Source organism: Streptomyces sp. NBC_00080 (genome assembly GCF_045041255.1).
Taxonomy (GTDB): Bacteria; Actinomycetota; Actinomycetes; order Streptomycetales; family Streptomycetaceae; genus Streptomyces; species Streptomyces coriariae.
The window spans coordinates 5819617-5836083 of sequence record NZ_CP108235.1 but is presented as its reverse complement, the minus strand read 5'-3'; the positions used below and the strand labels follow the sequence as shown (position 1 = coordinate 5836083).

At 71.8% G+C, this 16467-nt stretch carries 18 protein-coding genes; 11 read left to right on the top strand and 7 right to left on the bottom strand.

Annotation, left to right across the window (positions count from 1 at the left end):
* Window positions 1-26: 26 nt before the first annotated feature.
* The 4 genes from OHU34_RS26115 to OHU34_RS26100 all read left to right on the top strand — a co-directional run bounded on the left by OHU34_RS26115 (window position 27) and on the right by OHU34_RS26100 (window position 2035).
* Entirely contained in the window at window positions 27-485 is a 459-nt protein-coding gene (locus OHU34_RS26115) for a hypothetical protein (protein WP_230195609.1), read from the top strand.
* Window positions 482-889, top strand: a complete 408-nt coding sequence (locus OHU34_RS26110) for a hypothetical protein (protein WP_230195608.1) — start codon at window positions 482-484, stop codon at window positions 887-889. The genes OHU34_RS26115 and OHU34_RS26110 overlap by 4 nt, the downstream gene beginning before the upstream one ends.
* 250 nt (window positions 890-1139) lie before the next feature.
* Entirely contained in the window at window positions 1140-1580 is a 441-nt protein-coding gene (locus tag OHU34_RS26105; protein ID WP_230195607.1) for a hypothetical protein, read from the top strand.
* 80 nt (window positions 1581-1660) lie between these two features.
* Window positions 1661-2035, top strand: coding sequence for a hypothetical protein (locus OHU34_RS26100; protein WP_405768553.1), 375 nt, complete (start codon window positions 1661-1663; stop codon window positions 2033-2035).
* Here the strand turns inward: OHU34_RS26100 and OHU34_RS26095 are convergent.
* Window positions 2013-2873 (bottom strand): helix-turn-helix transcriptional regulator, encoded by an 861-nt coding sequence (locus OHU34_RS26095; protein ID WP_405768550.1) that lies wholly within the window; start codon window positions 2871-2873, stop codon window positions 2013-2015. The genes OHU34_RS26100 and OHU34_RS26095 overlap by 23 nt on opposite strands.
* Window positions 2874-2975: 102 nt before the next feature.
* Here OHU34_RS26095 and OHU34_RS26090 point away from each other — a divergent pair, with 102 nt between their 5' ends.
* The 3 genes from OHU34_RS26090 (at window position 2976) to OHU34_RS26080 (ending at window position 5663) form a co-directional block, all read left to right on the top strand.
* Window positions 2976-3698, top strand: coding sequence for an SDR family NAD(P)-dependent oxidoreductase (locus tag OHU34_RS26090; protein WP_405768548.1), 723 nt, complete (start codon window positions 2976-2978; stop codon window positions 3696-3698).
* Window positions 3699-3879: 181 nt separating this feature from the next.
* Window positions 3880-4548 (top strand): RNA polymerase sigma factor, encoded by a 669-nt coding sequence (locus OHU34_RS26085; protein ID WP_405772379.1) that lies wholly within the window; start codon window positions 3880-3882, stop codon window positions 4546-4548.
* Entirely contained in the window at window positions 4545-5663 is a 1119-nt protein-coding gene (locus OHU34_RS26080; protein WP_405768545.1) for a CU044_5270 family protein, read from the top strand. Before OHU34_RS26085 ends, OHU34_RS26080 begins: the two co-directional genes overlap by 4 nt.
* Before the next feature lie 157 nt (window positions 5664-5820).
* Here OHU34_RS26080 and OHU34_RS26075 read toward each other — a convergent pair whose 3' ends face one another.
* A complete protein-coding gene (locus OHU34_RS26075) occupies window positions 5821-6267 on the bottom strand; it encodes an Hsp20/alpha crystallin family protein (RefSeq protein ID WP_200839915.1) in 447 nt (148 codons plus the stop codon).
* Between the two features lie 152 nt (window positions 6268-6419).
* On the opposite strand from OHU34_RS26075, the gene OHU34_RS26070 reads away from it, so the two are divergent.
* Window positions 6420-6722 carry a hypothetical protein gene (locus tag OHU34_RS26070; protein ID WP_142264526.1) on the top strand — a complete coding sequence of 101 codons (303 nt, stop codon included), beginning with the start codon at window positions 6420-6422 and terminating at the stop codon, window positions 6720-6722.
* A 13-nt stretch (window positions 6723-6735) separates the two neighbouring features.
* Here OHU34_RS26070 and OHU34_RS26065 read toward each other — a convergent pair whose 3' ends face one another.
* Entirely contained in the window at window positions 6736-7659 is a 924-nt protein-coding gene (locus OHU34_RS26065) for a hypothetical protein (RefSeq protein ID WP_230195604.1), read from the bottom strand.
* 51 nt (window positions 7660-7710) lie between these two features.
* Window positions 7711-8760 carry a GlxA family transcriptional regulator gene (locus tag OHU34_RS26060; protein WP_142264528.1) on the bottom strand — a complete coding sequence of 350 codons (1050 nt, stop codon included), beginning with the start codon at window positions 8758-8760 and terminating at the stop codon, window positions 7711-7713.
* A gap of 116 nt (window positions 8761-8876) precedes the next feature.
* Between OHU34_RS26060 and OHU34_RS26055 the strand changes: the two genes are divergently transcribed.
* Window positions 8877-9326 (top strand): hypothetical protein, encoded by a 450-nt coding sequence (locus OHU34_RS26055; RefSeq protein WP_054240195.1) that lies wholly within the window; start codon window positions 8877-8879, stop codon window positions 9324-9326.
* 69 nt (window positions 9327-9395) lie between these two features.
* A complete protein-coding gene (locus tag OHU34_RS26050; protein WP_405768540.1) occupies window positions 9396-11000 on the top strand; it encodes an alginate lyase family protein in 1605 nt (534 codons plus the stop codon).
* 82 nt (window positions 11001-11082) lie between these two features.
* Here OHU34_RS26050 and OHU34_RS26045 read toward each other — a convergent pair whose 3' ends face one another.
* Entirely contained in the window at window positions 11083-12612 is a 1530-nt protein-coding gene (locus tag OHU34_RS26045) for an MFS transporter (RefSeq protein WP_405768538.1), read from the bottom strand.
* Between the two features lie 65 nt (window positions 12613-12677).
* Window positions 12678-14000 carry a DUF445 domain-containing protein gene (locus OHU34_RS26040; RefSeq protein ID WP_405768535.1) on the bottom strand — a complete coding sequence of 441 codons (1323 nt, stop codon included), beginning with the start codon at window positions 13998-14000 and terminating at the stop codon, window positions 12678-12680.
* A gap of 221 nt (window positions 14001-14221) precedes the next feature.
* On the opposite strand from OHU34_RS26040, the gene OHU34_RS26035 reads away from it, so the two are divergent.
* A complete protein-coding gene (locus OHU34_RS26035; RefSeq protein ID WP_405768534.1) occupies window positions 14222-15583 on the top strand; it encodes an SGNH/GDSL hydrolase family protein in 1362 nt (453 codons plus the stop codon).
* Window positions 15584-15634: 51 nt separating this feature from the next.
* On the opposite strand, the gene OHU34_RS26030 is transcribed toward OHU34_RS26035, so the two are convergent.
* The gene (locus OHU34_RS26030) at window positions 15635-16462 is read right to left on the bottom strand and encodes a DUF1707 domain-containing protein (protein ID WP_142264532.1); all 828 of its coding nucleotides are present in this window, start codon (window positions 16460-16462) and stop codon (window positions 15635-15637) included.
* Window positions 16463-16467 lie beyond the last annotated feature (5 nt).

Below are 16467 nucleotides of genomic sequence, written 5' to 3'. Positions count from 1 at the left end.
CAATTGCGCCGCCTAACGTCCAGGTCATGGTCATCAAGCCCGCCCGGTCCACCCGGCAGGCAGGCCAGGACTGGCTCCTGGCCTGCACTCGAAACCCTTCTGATGTGTGTCGCGCGTGGGCCGCCGAGGAGCTTGCGCGAATTCCCAGCGGGGAGCACTGGCGCGTAGCCGAGGGGCCCTTGCTCCCATCGCTCAGAGCCATGAAACACCTGGGCGGTCGGCGGCTCGGCCCTGTTCTGGTGGATGTGAGGGTGGGGCGGTCCTGGTGGCTTCTGGCTGCGGGTCTCAGTGACGAACTGGACGACGTGCCGCTGTTGACCGTGCACTCGCCGGGCTGGCCGCTCGTCAGTCCACCGGTCCTGTGCCCGATCGGCGAGCGTGGATGGCTGGAGCACCCGGACGGCTCCGGCCACCTCACCGACCCGGCAGCCCTCGGTGTCGCGTTCGGCGTGAGTGAACGGCTTCTCACGGAAGCACTCGCGTGACGACTCCTACAGCCTCCGCAGACACGGCGGCTGACGAGAGTGACAGTCCGACGCTCGGCGAGCTTCTGCTGCGATCGTCGGTCGGTCTGCGCGAACGCGTCGCGGTGCAGGCTCTCGTCGAAGAGCAGGAGCTCCTCGCCCGGGACAACCTGCGTACAGCGCTCGTGACGAAACGCGACGGCGCCATGACCTGCCGGTGGGAAGCCCTTGCCAAGCGCCTCCACACTCTTGGGTTCGACGACAGTGAGCGCGAGTTTCTTGGCTTGGTGCTGTCAATCGTGGGTGCTCGGCGGAGCTCCCTCGCCGCGGTGGAGTACCTCGGCGAGCACCGGTTGCAGATCGTTCTCCAGGCGATGATCCGGTTGGCCGGCACCGACTGGATCGCCATCGGCATGCGGCTGTGAGCAGCCGTCGGCCTTCCGGTTGATCCCACCCTCACTGCTTCCCGCTGCCCACGGCCTTCGCCATGCCACGCGGCGGGTGCAAGCGCCCCTCCCCCCAGCACGCGACAGGCATGCGGCACTCCGGGAGCGGGCTGTCCGAAGTCTTCCGACCGCGAGGTGAACTCATGTTCCACATCACCCTGTTACTCCCCTCCGCACCCTGCGGTTCGGCCTGGTCCAGCAACGGTGCCGGTGCGAAGAAGGTCACGCGATGACTCCCACAGCCAACGCCACCGCGACCCGCACCGGCCGCTCACTCGTCACCGATGTCGAGTTCGAGACTCTCACCGCGTTCTGTGCCGACGAGTACGGCCTGGAGCGCTGTGTCGCCGACCGGGTCGTCGACCAGGCCCTCGCTCTCGTCTTCGTCATGGGGTCGAGCGGTGAGGGCATGAGCATGGCGCCGTCGCAGCAGGTCGACCCCGGGTGGCACACGCTCATCCTGCACACCGGCTGGTACGCCGACTGGTGCGAGCGCAGCTTCGGCTACTTCCTGCACCACCAGCCGAACTCCAAGGTCCGAACGCGCGGGCTGATGGTCGACGTCGTCGGCAGAATCCGGGCCGCGGGCTTCGACGTCGACGAACGGCTGTGGGGTACGGCCGCCGAGTGCAACCCGCCCGCCTGCTGCGGCGACGGCCCCTGCTGCTGAGCGTCCCCGTTCCCTGCCATGCGCGCCGGCCGTCCCCACGGTCGGCCCGCCCCGCCTCACGCCAGAACGGACTCGCGCCCGTGTCTCTGACCGAGCTGACCGCGATCAGCCGCGTGACCGTCTTTCCCCTCGAAGGCCTCAGCGTCGCCTACACCACCCACTCCAGCGACACCCGCGGACTGGGCGACGTCGGGCTCGTCATGGTCGTCGACGATCAGAGCGACGGCGACGAACTGTGGCGGCTGGCACGCGTCCTGGGCGGTCGCCTCAACGTCGGCGACCAGGCCCGATGGATTCTCACCCAGGCGAGCCGCGCCCGGATGGTCATGGCGTACACGGACCTGCCGGACACCTCGTGGACGGCGTACATCCGTCGGCACGTCGGACTCGAGATGCTCTTCGCCAATCACGAATCCTTGATGACCGGCCGGATCACCATGCCGAGGAATCACTGACGTCGGGCTGTTCGACGAGCGGCTGAGGGCCCAACACCGCCAGGAGTTCCAGGCGTTCCGCGTCCTCCGTGCCCGGTTCGGCGGTGTAGATCATGATGCGGAGGTCGGTGCCGGCGACGGTGAGGACGTCGCAGTCCAGGGTGAGGGTGCCCACCTGGGGGTGGTCGACCGTCTTGCGGGAGGCCTCGTGGTGGCCGACGACCCCGGAGTCCCAGAGTTCGGCGAAGCGGGCGCTGTTCGCTCGGAGATCCGCGATGAGCTGGCGTAGACGCCGGTCCGCCGGGTAGCGGCTCGCCGCCGTGCGCAGGTCGGCGGTGACCGCGGCCTCCAGGGCCCGGCGGGACTCCGGTGTGTGGCGGACGCGGCCGCCCGAGCCGAGGAACGCGCGCCAGGCGCCGTTGCGTTCGCGGCCGTGCCGTTCGCCCATGAGGGCTGTGTAGAGCGGGTTGGTGAGGAGCAGCGTCCAGGACGCGTCCGAGACCGCCACCGGTGTGCCCGTCAGGCGGTCCAGCATCCGGTGGACGCTCGGCGCGATGTACGCCGGGACCGTGCCCCGTCCGGGCGGTACGAGGCCCGCGCTGTGGAAAAGGTGCTCACGTTCGGCCGGGGAGACGCGCAGCGCCCGTCCGAGGGCCTCGACGACCTGCTCCGACGGGTTCTCCGCCCGGCCCTGTTCCAGGCGGGTGACGTAGTCGACCGAGATGCCCGCCAGCATCGCCAGTTCCTCGCGGCGCAGTCCGGGGGCGCGCCGGTGGCCGCCCGAGGGCAGTCCCGCCGCCTCCGGCGCGACCCGGTCCCGCCACCGTCGTACCGTACGTCCGAAGTCCGTGCTCGCCATGTCTCCACTGTGCACCGGCCCGGCCGGGTCTTCCTGGTACCGGCGGTCCCAGGAAGACGGGGCTCCTGGCTGCTCCGCCGCCCTCGGCCGCAGCCTGGAGCCATGACAACAACGAACAGGACCACGACACTCGTCACCGGGGGCAACAAGGGGCTCGGTTTCGAGACCGCTCGCCGACTCGTCGGCGCGGGGCACATCGTCTACGTCGGCAGCCGCGACGCCGAGCGCGGGCGGCGGGCCGCCGAACGGCTGGGCGCGCGGTGGGTCCGGCTCGACGTCACCGACGACGACTCCGTCGAGACCGCGGCCAAGGCCATCGAGGCCCACGGCGGCCTGGACGTACTGATCAACAACGCGGGCATCGAGAGCCGGGGCGCCGACAACGGCATCGTCGGTGCCGCGGAGGTCACCGCCGAGCACATGCGTCAGGTGTTCGAGACGAACGTGTTCGGCGTCGTGCGGGTCACCCACGCGTTCCTGCCGTTGCTGCGGCGCTCCGCCGCGCCGGTCGTCGTCAACGTCAGCAGCGGACTGGCCTCCCTGAGCCGCGTCACCGACGCGGGCACCCCGGCGTACGCCTATCCGGGCGTCGCCTACCCGGCCTCGAAGACCACGGTCAACATGATCACCGTGCAGTACGCGAAGGCGTTCCCGGCCATGCGGATCAACGCGGTGGAGCCCGGCTTCACCAAGACCGACCTCAACGGGAACACCGGCGTCCAGAGCGTCGAGGAGGGCGCCGAGATCATCGTCCGGATGGCGCAGGTGGGTCCCGACGGGCCGACCGGCGGGTACTTCGACGCGGCGGGGACACTGCCCTGGTAGCCCACGCCCGCCCCGGTTCGGAGGAGTGTGATCCACGGCACTGGAACTGTCTCCCCCGGGCCGGAGAGGTAGGGGTGTGAGTTCCCACGATGGCGATGACGATGACGATGGCGAGAGCCGTGAGGGTGATGGCCGTGACGACGACGGGCGTGACGACGACGGGCGTGACGACGACGGGCGTCTGCGGGCGCGGGTGCGGGGTGGGGAGCGGGCGGCGTTCGCCGAGCTCTACGAGTTGTACGCGGCGGCCGTGTACCACCACGCCCTCCGGCTGACCGGTGACTGGTCCGTCGCCGAGGAGGTCATGTCGGAGACGTTCCTCGCCGCGTGGCGGGGGCGCGGGGCCGTGGAGGCCGAGGGCGGGTCGTTGCGGCCCTGGCTGTTCGGGATCGCCACCAACAAGGCGCGCAACGCCGACCGGAGTCTTCGTCGTCGGCTCGCCTTTCTCGCCCGGCGGGCCGAGGCCGGAGCCGGTACCGGAGGCGACGACGCCGTCGGTGACTTCGCCGAGGACGTCGTCGGGCGGATCGACGACGCCCGGCGGCTCGCGGAAGTGCGGCGGGTGCTCGGGCGGTTGCGGCGCCACGAGCGGGAGGTCATCGCCCTGTGCGTGTGGGGCGGGCTCGACTACGCGCAGGCCGCGGAGGCGCTCGGCGTGCCCGTCGGAACCGTTCGGTCCCGGTTGTCCCGGGCTCGTGCCCGGCTTCGGGAGATCGTCGAGCGGGAGACCCGGCAGTCCGGGCGTACGGAGCGACGTACAGAACGGCGTACGGAACCCCGCTCCCGCCGCGGAGAGGTAGAGAGCGAGACCGCGTTCGCGGTCCTGCCCATTCAGGAGGAAGCCCGATGAACGCCACTCCCGCCGGGTCCGAGCAGGAGGAGCGCGCGGAACTCGACGAACTGCGGCGGCTGTTGCCGGCCGGTCCCGTCGAGCGGCAGGTGCTGTCTCCCGGGCGTCGCTCCCATCACAAGGACGTTCTGATGCAGCTCATCGACCGCGACCACGAGAGAGGCGACGCCGATTCGCCGGTGCGGCCCCGCCCGCGGCTTGCGCGGCTTCCGCGGCCCGCTCTCGTCGCCGGATCCGTCGCCGTCGCCGTCGCGTTGGCCGTCGGGCTCACCGTCGGCATCGGTGCGGGGCGGGGCGACGGTGGTACGGCGGCCCGGCCCGGTGCGAGCAGTACGGCGGGCGGGGGCGGAAGCCGTGGCGCGGTCGTGATCCTCGACCGTATCGCCGCGGTCGCCCTGCGGACGGACGTCGAGCCCGTGGGCGACGGTCAGTTCGTGTACGTGCGCAGCAGGGGCGCCGGGAACGAGGGCGTCTTCGACGGGCCCGTCGTGCTCGGGAAGATGCACGAGCGGCAGGTGTGGTTCTCGCAGCGGCAGGGGCCCGTGACCGACGTCGGGTTGATCCGCGAGTACGGGCAGGACTGGCCGATCGAGGTCGGTGTGCCGGACGGCACGGATCCGAAGGACGCCGCGGTGCCGGCCGGGTTCGACCGGCCCACGTACGCCTGGCTCGCCGCGCTGCCCACCGATCCCGACGCCCTGCTGAAGCTGCTCTACGCCGATACCCGGGTCGAGGAGGGGGAGGACGAGGATCAGGAGGTCTTCGGCCGGATCGGCGATCTCATCGGCGAGCAGATCATGCCGTCCGCGACCGCGGCCGCGTTCTACAAGGCCACCGCCCGGATCCCCGGCGTGACCGAGGTGGCCGACGCGGTGGACGCCGTCGGCCGGCACGGTATCGCCATCGCCCGGGAGGACACCCGGCACGGCACCCGCACCGAGTGGATCTTCGATCCCGGCACGCTCGACTACCTCGGCGTACGCACCGTCTTCAGCCGGGACACCGAGCGGGCCGAGGCGGGGACGGTCTACGACACCAGTGCGGTGCTGGAGCGGGCCGTCGTCGACAGGAGCGGGCAGGAACCGGGTGAGCGGCGCCGGACCGGGCGAGGCTAGCCCCTGACGCCGGACGGCGCCCCGGCTGCCCGGGAGTTCGGGGGCCGGCGGCCCGGTGCCGGTGGGGGCGGGGCCTGGCACCCCCGGTGGTGCTGGGGCTCGGGGAAGCGTCGGGATGTGGTTGCCTCGGCGCTCCCCCGAGCCCGTCAGGCACCCGTCATCCGCTGAGCTGCCTGCGGTCGCTCCTCGCGCCGCCCGTGATCTGGATACGGCGCGGCTTGGCCTGTTCGGCCACCGGGATGCGCAGGGTCAGAACGCCTGCCTCGTAGGACGCGTCGATGCGGTCCGTGTCGAGGGTCTCGCCCAGGAAGAGCTGGCGGGTGAAGGTGCCGGTCGAACGCTCGGCGACGATCAGCTCAGCTCCCTCGGGGGCGGGGGAACGGCGCTCGGCGCGCACGTTGAGGACATTGCGTTCGACGTCGAGTTCGATCGTCTCCGGGTCGATGCCGGGGAGGTCGAAGTGGACGAGGAACTCGTCGCCCGAACGGTAGGCGTCCATCGCCATCGCCGCGGGGTGGTGGTCGGTGCCTGCGGCGGTGCCGGGGCCGAAGAACTGCTGGGCGAGTCGGTCGAATTCACGGAACGGGTCGGTCCGCATGAGCATCACGGGTCACTCCTTTCCTGGGTGCTGGGTGCGATGCCCTACGCCTTCTTATATAGCTCGCGGGAGGAAAGTTGACAAGCCTCGGCTCATGTTCGTGGTGTCGGCGGGTCCGCGCGTTAGCCTCGGGGCGACCGAGGAGAGGGCAGGCAGACATGGCGAAGGTTCCCAGTGCGGTGATCGCAGCGGGCGGGTTGGTCGGCGGGTACGGCGTGGCCCGGTGGACGAGGAAGCGGCCGCTGGGCGGGGCCGTCCTCGCCGTCGCGGGGGCCGCGGCCGCGCAGCAGTGGCGGCGGCAGGCGGGCGGGAAGGCGGCGGGGGCGCTGACCGTCGCGTACGTCGCCGCCTTCGCGGGGTCGCATCCGCTGGCGAAGAAGGTCGGCGCCTGGCCGTCGGTGTTCGGCGTGGCGGGCGCGGTCGCGCTCGCGTCGTGGGCCGTCGCCGACCGGCGCGCCTGAGCGGAGGCCTGGCTCAGGGCGAAGACGGCGGGTACGGAGGGTAGGGCGTCGAGGGGGCCGAGGGCGCGGCGTACGGCGACGGGGCTCCGTAGCCGGGCTCCTGGCCCGCCACCGGCGCCGTCGGCTCCCACTCCGGATCCGGCGCCCGCCGCGGCTCTCGTCCCAGCGCCGACGTGAACGTCATCCCGTACCGCTGGTCGAGCCGTCGTATCTCCCACACCGACAGAGCCGTCACCGACAGGGGACCGCCCAGCAGGAACGGGTAGAGGACGAGCGGCGGTGCGGCCACTTCGGGGCCGTCCAGGCAGCTCAGGACGAACAGGGACCACACCAGGACCGGGGAGACCAGCGCGGGCAGCAACTCGTGCACATCGCCGACACGGAAGCAGGAGTTGAAGGAGTACCAGACGCAACTCAGCACCGAGAAAGCCCCCATGACCACGAGGACGAGGCAGACGGGGAGGACGAGGACGAGAAACGGCACGAACGCCGCCACCGTGGCGAGTATGCCGTGGGAGTGGATCTCGCTCCACGGGATGATCTCCCCCCGCAGCAGCTTGGCCAGCAGCGTGCCACCGCCACCGGCCATGATCGCGCCGATCAGCAGAGCGCGAAGCGTCTCTCCCGGCGCCTTGAGACGGCTGACGTAGACGCGACGCAGCGGGGGACGCGTCGCGGTGATGAAGACCGCCACGGCGAGAAGACCGGCCACGCAGAGAATTCCGAAACCGGCCACCAGGTCCACCAGCTTGCCCAGGACGAACTCCGCGCGCCCTTCGGCCAGCGGGTAGGACACCAGCATCCATCCCGTCGCCGTGAACCCTGCCAGCGTACGGCCGGACCGGAGCCGTTCGATGACCGGATCCTGGATCCGGCCCGGGCGCGGGTCGGCGGCCCCGGCGCCGATCTCGAGGAACTCGCGAACCGTACGGAACATGCCGTTGAGATCCCTGCCGTCGCTGCTGACCAAGACGTTCGGCGGATCACCTTATACGATCTTTACTCCCTCGGGCTCGGCTGCCGCCAACTGTCCCTGCGTCCCCCTGCGTCCCTCTGTGTCCCTGTGTCCCTCGGGTCCCTCGGGTCCCTCCCCTGACCGGAACGCCCGCCGATACCCCTGGGGGCTGGTGCCGACCACCTTGCGGAAGCGTTCGCGGAATGCCGTCGGGGAGCCGAAACCCGCCTGGGTGGCGATGCGTTCGACCGGGTACGCCGTCGACTCCAGCAGGTACTGCGCGCGCCGCACCCGCGCCCGGTGCAGCCAGCGCAGCGGTGTCGTGCCGGTCTGTTCGCGGAAGCGGCGGTTGAGGGTGCGGGTGCTCATGCCGGCCCGCCCGGCGATCTGCTCCAGGGTCACCTCCCGGCCGCAGTTGTCCTCCAGCCAGGCCAGCACGGGTTCGAGGGTCGCCCCGGCGGGCGTCGGCGGCAGGTCGTGGACGATGAACTGGGCCTGGCCTCCCTCCCGTTCGAGCGGCATGACCGACATCCGGGCCGCCTGCGCGGCGACCGCCGAACCGTAGTCGCCGCGAATCATGTGCAGGCACATGTCGAGGGCCGCGGCGGCGCCCGCCGAGGTGAGGAACCGGCCGTTGTCGACGTAGAGGACGTTCGGGTCGACCGTCACCTTCGGGTAGCGCTCGGCCAGCTCCCGCGCCGCGATCCAGTGCGTCGTCGCGCGCAGTCCGTCCAGCAGACCCGTCGCGGCGAACAGGAACGCGCCGACGCAGACCGAGGCGATCCGGGTGCCGCCCGCCGCCGCGTCCCGCAGGGCCTCCGCGACGCCGATCGGCAGCTCGTCCGGCGGGTCCGCCACCCCGGGCAGGATGATCGTGTCCGCCTCGGCCAGCGCCTCGAGCCCGTACGGCGCCCGCACGGTGAACGCCCCCGCGCTCACCTCCCCGGTGGGGGACGGCGAGCAGACCCTGACCCGGTATGCCGGGCGCCCGTCGGGCAGCCGCGGCCGGCCGAAGGCGTCGATCGGGGCGGACAGGTCGAACGGGACGACCCCGTCCAGGACCAGTACGACGACGGTGTGCATGGCAAAAGAGTAGGTGTACGACGGATTACGGCCACCCCGACCCCCTGGCGAGAACCCGTCGCCTTCTGGCATTTCCGCCGCTTCTGCGGGACGCTCGCGCCGCCTAGCGTCGGTGCGTGACCAAGTTCCTCCTCGCCGTGCACGTCCTCGCCGCGATCGTCGCGATCGGGCCCGTCACCGTCGCCGCCAGCATGTTCCCGCCCGCCGCGCGCCGCGCCCTGGCCGCGCCCGACGACGCCCGCGCGAGCGAGACCGTACGGCTGCTGCACCGCATCTGCCAGGTGTACGCGGCCGTCGGTCTCGCCGTCCCCGTGTTCGGGTTCGCCACGGCGGGCGCGATGGGCGTGATGGGCGACCCCTGGCTGATCGCGTCGATCGTGCTGACCGTGCTGGCCGCGGGTGTGCTGCTGGTCCTCGTGCTGCCCCGGCAGGAGGTGCTCGTCGAGGGCGCGGGGGCACGGGAGACCACGGTTCGACTCGCCATGTTCACCGGGGTGTTCAACCTCCTGTGGGCGACCGTGACGATCCTGATGATCGTCCGGCCGGGGTCGACGACGGGCGCCTGACCCCAAACCGGCCGCCGGCCGCCGGCCAGGTTTTCGTTATCGGCGCGGCCCCTCGTCCGTCTCCCCGGCATGCATCTGCAACCGCACCTGACCCGACCCGGACAGACCGGCCGCGGCCGGATCGGCCGCTACGAGACCGGCAGCCATCAGATCAGCCGCCGCGGCCTGCTGAAGGCCGCGGGCACGGCGGCCGGAGCCGTCGGGGTGGCCGCGGCTCTCCCCGCGGCCCCCGCCGCCGCCGTCGGATACGCGCACCCGGGCCTGCTGCACACCGGTGCCGACCTGGCCCGTATGGCCGCCAAGGTGAAGGCCGGCGCCGCGCCCTACACCGCCGGATACGCCCGGCTCACCGCCAACCGGCATGCGCAGAGCGGCTGGACGGCCAACCCGCAGGCGACCGTGTACCGGGGTTCGGGCTCACCGCAGAACTACACGATCCTCTACAACGATCTCCACGCCGCCTACCAGAACGGTCTGCGGTTCCACGTCAGCGGTGAGAGCGCGTACGCCGACACCGCCGTCGCGATCCTCAACGCCTGGTCGGCGAAGCTCACTTCGCTCGCGGGCTCGGCCGACCGGTTCCTCGCGGCCGGGCTGTACGGCTACCAGGCCGCCAACGCCGCCGAACTCGTCCGCGACCACGCCGGCTTCGAGCTCGAACGCTTCCGGATGATGCTGACCACCGTCTTCTCGCCGCTCAGCGAGAGCTTCCTCGTCGGGCACAACGGCGCCGTGATCACCAACTACTGGCCCAACTGGGACCTCACCGCGATGGCCTGCGTCCTCGCCACCGGCATCTTCTGCGACGACGGCGCCAGAGTGGAACAGGCCGTCGAGTACTTCAAGAGCGGCTCCGGGCTCGGTGCCGTCAGGAAGGCCATCCCCGTGGTGCACGACGACGGTCTCGCCGAGTGGCTGGAGGCGGGCCGCGACCAGGGGCACGCGCTGCTCGGCGTCGGCCTCATGGGCACCTTCTGCGAGATGGCCTGGAACCAGGGCATCGACCTCTACGGCTACGACGACAACCGTTTCCTCAAGGGCGCCCAGTACGTGGCGAAGTGGAGCCTCGGCGGCGATGTCGCCTACACGGCCAACACCCGGGCGAAGGGCGCCGTGGGCGGCTGGTCGGGCAGCGAGACCGCCTCCGGCGCGGCCGGCGTCGACCCGGCGATGACCCGGCCGATCTGGGCGATGATCGCCAACCACTACACCAAGCGCCGGGGGCTGTCCGCGTCCTACCTCACCCGCATCGCCGCCCAGGCGGGACCCGAGGGCGGCGGCGGGGACTACGGACCCAACAGCGGCGGCTACGACCAACTCGGCTTCGGGACACTGGCGTTCACCCGGGACCGGTCGACGACGAGTGCGGGCGGCTCCTCGACCGGTCCGTCCCCCTCGGTGTCCTCCTCCCTCTCCCCGTCCCCGTCCGGTGCCGCGCCATCGGACGCCGCCGCGTCGGGCGGATCGGCCGCGCCCTCCGCCCCGGCGGCGCCGACCGGTACGGAGGCCGCCGCCGCAAAGAGCGGCGGCCTCGCCTCCACCGGCTCCACCGACCTCGTCGCGTGGACCGCGGCCACCGGCCTCACCGCCCTGGCCGGCGGCCTGCTGTTGCTGCGCCGACGGGGCCGGCCCAGGGACGACGCCGAAGGCGGGACCGCGGGCGAGGCCCAGTAGGAGGGGCAGAAGGGGCAGGCAGGAGGGGCAGGAGGCGTCGAGGGCACCCGCGTGGGGCGGCCGCCGGAGCGACCGCGCACCCTCAGGCGGTGGCCTTCCGCGGCCCACCCGGCGTCGGCCCACCCGGAGTCGTCGCCTCGCGTGCCTTCGCCGCCGCCGTCAGCGGCTGGGCGATGTCCTCCAGGGAGCGTCGCTCGGCCTTGACCGCGAGGAACACCGCCACCACACCCGCCGCGCACATCAGCGCCGCGCCGATGCAGAAGGCGAGGACCGTGTCGCCGACCTTGCCCGTGTCGGTGAGCTCGGCGAACAGCAGGGGGCCGCTGATGCCGCCGGCCGCGGTGCCGAGGGCGTAGAAGAAGGCGATGGACATCGCGCGGGTCTCCATCGGGAAGACCTCGGACACCGTCAGATAGGCGCTCGACGCGCCCGCCGAGGCGAAGAACAGCACCGCGCACCAGCAGGCCGTCATCGTCGTCGCGGTCAGCGAGCCCTGGTCGAACAGCCAGGCCGTGCCGAACAGCAGCACACCGGAGAGCAGATACGTCGAGGAGATCATCACCCGCCGGCCCACCGTGTCGAACAGCTTGCCCAGCAGCAGCGGACCGCAGAAGTTGCCGATGGCGATGACGGCGAAGTAGTAGCCGGTGTTGCCGCTCGGCACGTCGAAGAACTTGGTCAGGATCGCGCCGAAGCCGAAGGTGATCGCGTTGTAGAGGAAGGCCTGCCCGATGAAGAGGGAGAAGCCGAGGACCGCGCGGCGCCGGTAGGAGGAGAACACCGTACGGGCGATCTCGACGAAGGAGACGCTGCGGCGCTGGTGGATGGTGAGCTCACCCTCGGCCCGGGGCAGCCGCTCCCCGTTCTCCTCCTCGATCTGCCGTTCGATCGAGGTGACGATCTCCTCGGCCTCCCGGTCCCGGCCGTGGATCAGCAGCCAGCGCGGGCTCTCCGGGACGTGGCGCCGTACGAGCAGGATCACCAGGGCGAGGACGGCGCCCAGCGCGAACGTCAGCCGCCAGCCCACGTCCGCCGCGAAGATGTCCGTGTTCAGCGCGACGATCGACAGCAGCGAACCCGCGACCGCGCCCAGCCAGAAGCTGCCGTTGATGATCAGGTCGACGCGGCCCCGGTACTGCGCGGGGATCAGCTCGTCGATCGCGGAGTTGATGGCCGCGTACTCGCCGCCGATGCCGAAACCGGTGAGGAACCGGAAGAGCAGGAACCACCAGGTGTCGAAGGAGATCGCGGTCAGGGCGGTGGCCGCCAGATACACCGCGAGGGTGATCATGAACAGCTTCTTGCGGCCCCACTTGTCGGTCAGCCGGCCCCAGAACAGGGCGCCGATACAGGCGCCCGCCACGTACAGCGCGGCCGCGATACCGGTGACCTGCCCGGAGGTGATCGGCAGGCCGCTTCCCGGCTCCGACAGCCGGCTCGCGATGTTCCCGACGACCGTGACCTCCAGGCCGTCCAGGATCCACACGGTGCCGAGTCCGAAGACGATGGTCCAGTGCCAGCGCGACCAGGGCAGCCGGTCGAGGCGGGCAGGGATGTCGGTGGTGATCGTGCGGTCCTTCTCGGCCGGCACGGCGGCGTCTGCGCTGGTCATGGGCTCCCTCCTCGGCACGCTCCCCATCGGGCGGCACGCGGATCAGGTTCCCGCGACCGGCCGATTCACGCCCCGAGGGCGCGCGCCACGGTGTAGATCAGCACCCCGGCCAGCGAGCCCACCACGGTGCCGTTGATCCGGATGAACTGGAGGTCGCGGCCGATGTTGGCCTCGATCTTGCGGGTGGTGTGCTCCGCGTCCCAGCCCGCGACCGTGTCGGTGATCAGGGAGGTGATCTCCCTCCGGTACGTCGTCACCACGTGCACCGCCGCGCCCTCGACCCAGCTGTCCACCTTCTCCTGGACCTTGCGCTCGGTGGCCATCCGGGCCCCCAGGGACAGCAGCGAGGCCCGCACCCGAAGCCGCAGCTCACTGCGCTCGTCCTCCGCCGCCGCGACGATCATGGAGCGCACGGCGGTCCAGGCGGACGCGATCAGGTCCTGCACCTCGCCCCGGCCCAGCACCTCGCCCTTGAGCCGCTCCACCCGTGCCCGGGTGTCCGTGTCGGACTGGAGGTCGGAGGCGAAGTCGGTGAGGAACCGGTCGAGGGCGCCCCGGGCCGGATGGGACGGCATGTCCCGCATCTCCCCGCAGAACCGCAGCAGCTCCTTGTAGACGCGCTCACCGATCCGTTTGTCGACGAAACGGGGGGTCCAGCCGGGCGCACCGCCCTCCACCGCGCCCATCACCGAGTCGCCGTGCAGCACCAGCCAGTCGTACGCCCGGGTCACCACCAGGTCCACGGCCCGCCGGTGACCGCCGTCCACGACGACCTTCTCCAGCATCTTCCCGATGCCCGGCGCGATCTCCTGCGCGTCCGCACGCCGCGTGATCGCCTCCCCCACCACCGCCTGCACATCCGAGTCGCGCAGCACCGTGAGCGCGCCCCGCAGCGCCGTCGCCAGCTCGGCCGTCACCCGGTCGGCGTGCTCCGGATCGGCCAGCCAGGCGCCCAGCCGGGTGCCGATGCCGACCGCGCGCAGCCGCTGCCGTACGACGTCCTCGGAGAGGAAGTTCTCCCCGACGAACTCGCCCAGCGAGACGCCCAGTTGGTCCTTCTTGTTCGGGATGATCGCGGTGTGCGGGATGGGCAGGCCCAGCGGGTGGCGGAAGAGTGCCGTGACCGCGAACCAGTCGGCGAGCGCACCGACCATGCCCGCCTCCGCGGCGGCCGCCACATAACCCGCCCAGGGGCCCGCGCCCCGATGGGAGGCCCACTCGGCGAGCACGTACACCACGGCCACGAACAGCAGCAGCCCGGCCGCGGTCAGTTTCATCCGGCGCACCCCGCGCCGCTTCTCCTCGTCGGCGGCGCTGAAGACGGTCATCGTGCGCGCCGCCCCGGTGCCGGCCGGCCGCTCCGCTTCCGTACGATCCATCCGTTCCATCCGTTCCGGTCGACGCCCCGTGCCACCCGTGTCCCGCACGCAGATATTGTCCCTGCTTGACCGACTCCTGGAACGGAACAAGAGTTCCCGGCGTCTCTCAGGTGGGGAGCTCAACGGCGAACTCCTGCGTGAACACATCACCGCATGAACGCTGAACGCATCCACGCATGACCGCATGATCCGGAGCCGCGCCGCTCCCTTCACCGAGGAGAACCCCCAGCATGACCAGGCCACACGTTGGGGGTGTGGGGGTGTCCCCCACAAGACACGGCGCCCTCCTGTCGGCGATCATCGCCCTTGTCGTGGGCCTGTCCGCCGCCATATACGTCTCCGCCGCCTCCGACCACGGTCCCGGACTCGACCCCCGGGCCGTCACCCGCGCCGCGGCACCCGGCCCCGGCAGCGCCGCCCCCATCTCGACGGGCGTCTGGGTCGGCACCTGGGCGGCCTCCCCGGTCAGCGGCGAACCCGGCACCGAGACCGACGGCATGGCCGGCCGCACGGTCCGCAACGTCGTACACACCAGCGTCGGCGGAACGAGTGCCCGCGTCACGCTGTCCAACCTCTACGGCACCGGACCGCTCACCGTGACACACGCCACCCTCGCCGTCTCGGCCGGCGGCGGGAGCGCGGCAGCGGTCCCCGACACGCTGCGCCGGCTCACCTTCGGCGGCGCCACCACCGTCGTCGTCCCGGCCGGCGGGCAGACGGTCAGCGACGCCGTCACCGTCGTCGTCCCGCACGACTCCGACGTCCTGGTCAGCACCTACTCGCCCACCTCCGCCGGGCCGGTCACCTACCACCCGCACGCCCGGCAGACCAACTACGTCGCCGAGGGCGAGTCCACCGAGGACGCCAGCGGCGCCGCGTTCACCGCGGCCGGCGACCGCTGGCGCTACCTGACCGCCCTCGACGTGCTCAGCAACGAGGCCGACGGCACTCTCGTCGCCCTCGGCGACTCCATCACCGACGGCGTCACCTCCACCGCGGGCGCGAACCGCCGCTGGCCCGACGTCCTCGCCGACCGGCTGCGGGCGAGCGTCGCCGCCGGCAGGGACGCGCCCCGCTACGGCGTCGTCAACGAGGGCATCAGCGGCAACCGGGTCCTCACCGACGACTCCCGCCGCGGCGCCGCCGCCGTCAACCGCTTCGAACGGGACGTCCTCGGCCGCACCGACGTCAAGGTCGTCGTCATCGACCTCGGCATCAACGACATCCTGCGCGACCCGGGGCTCGCCGACCCGCAGACCGTCGTGGACGGCCTACGCACCCTCGTCGACCGCGCCCACGCCCACGGCATCAGGGTCGTCGGCACCACCCTCATGCCGTTCCGCGGCCACCGCGGCTACAACGACGGCCGCGAGGACGTACGGCAACGCGTCAACCAGGCGATCCGGGCGGACGGGGTGTTCGACACCGTCGTCGACCTGGACCGTGCGCTGCGCGACCCGTACGACCCGCGCAGCCTGCGCCCGGAGTACGACTCGGGCGACCATCTCCACCCCAGCGACCGGGGCTACCGCAAAATGGCGGAGACCGTCGACCTGGCGAAACTGACGGGAGCGGCACCCGCCCGGCTGTGACATCCGCCGAGCCCCACGCAGGGCTCAGAGCGAGCGGCTCCCGGGACGGGCTCAGTCCTCGTAGCGGCGCTCGCGCTTTTCGTCCCGGGGCCCGGCCGCCGCACCGTGGCCCCGGCCGAGGCCGTGCCCGTGCAGGAGGTCCTTGTGGTCCTCCAGTATCCGGCGGTGGGTCTCCCCCTCGTCGTCCCGGGCCGACGACTGCAGCTCGCGCTTCGCCGCCTTGCGGTCCAGCTTCTCCTGCCGCCGGGCGGCCCGCGTCTTCTTGCGCTCGATGCCGACCCCACCCCAGAAGGCGAACCCGCCGACGACCACCCGCGGCGCGCCCGGGTCACCGGGAACACCGGTCTCCCGCTGGTCGAAGCCGCCCATCACGCCGATCCCGCGGACCACGACCTCGACCCCCGGCGGCACCGTGATCTGCACCCCGCCCATGATCGCGACACAGTTGATCTCGATCTCACCGGCGGCGAAGTTCGCCTCACGCAGATCGATCTCCCCACCGCCCCAGAAGGCGAAGCAGTTGAACCGCCGGGGCGCCGTCCAGCGGCCCCTGCGCTGGAAGCCGGACATCACGGCCACCGCCCAGGCCGACGAACCCTCGCCGCCCACGATCCGCCCGGCCCAACTCCCCTCCTCGATCGGCTCCTTGTGCAGCGACACGACGGGCGGCGGCATGACCCCGGCGACCGGCAGATCCCGGGTGATCGGCGCCAACTCCCCGTACGTGCGCGCCTTGTACGTCTCCTCCAGCCGTTCCTCGAACTCCGTCATGTCGAGCCGGCCCTCCGCGAGGGCGTCCCGCAGGACCTCGGCGACCCGCTCGCGATCGGCGTCGGAGGCACGGAGATCCGGCAGGCCCGGGGCTGCGTCGTCGGTCATATCAG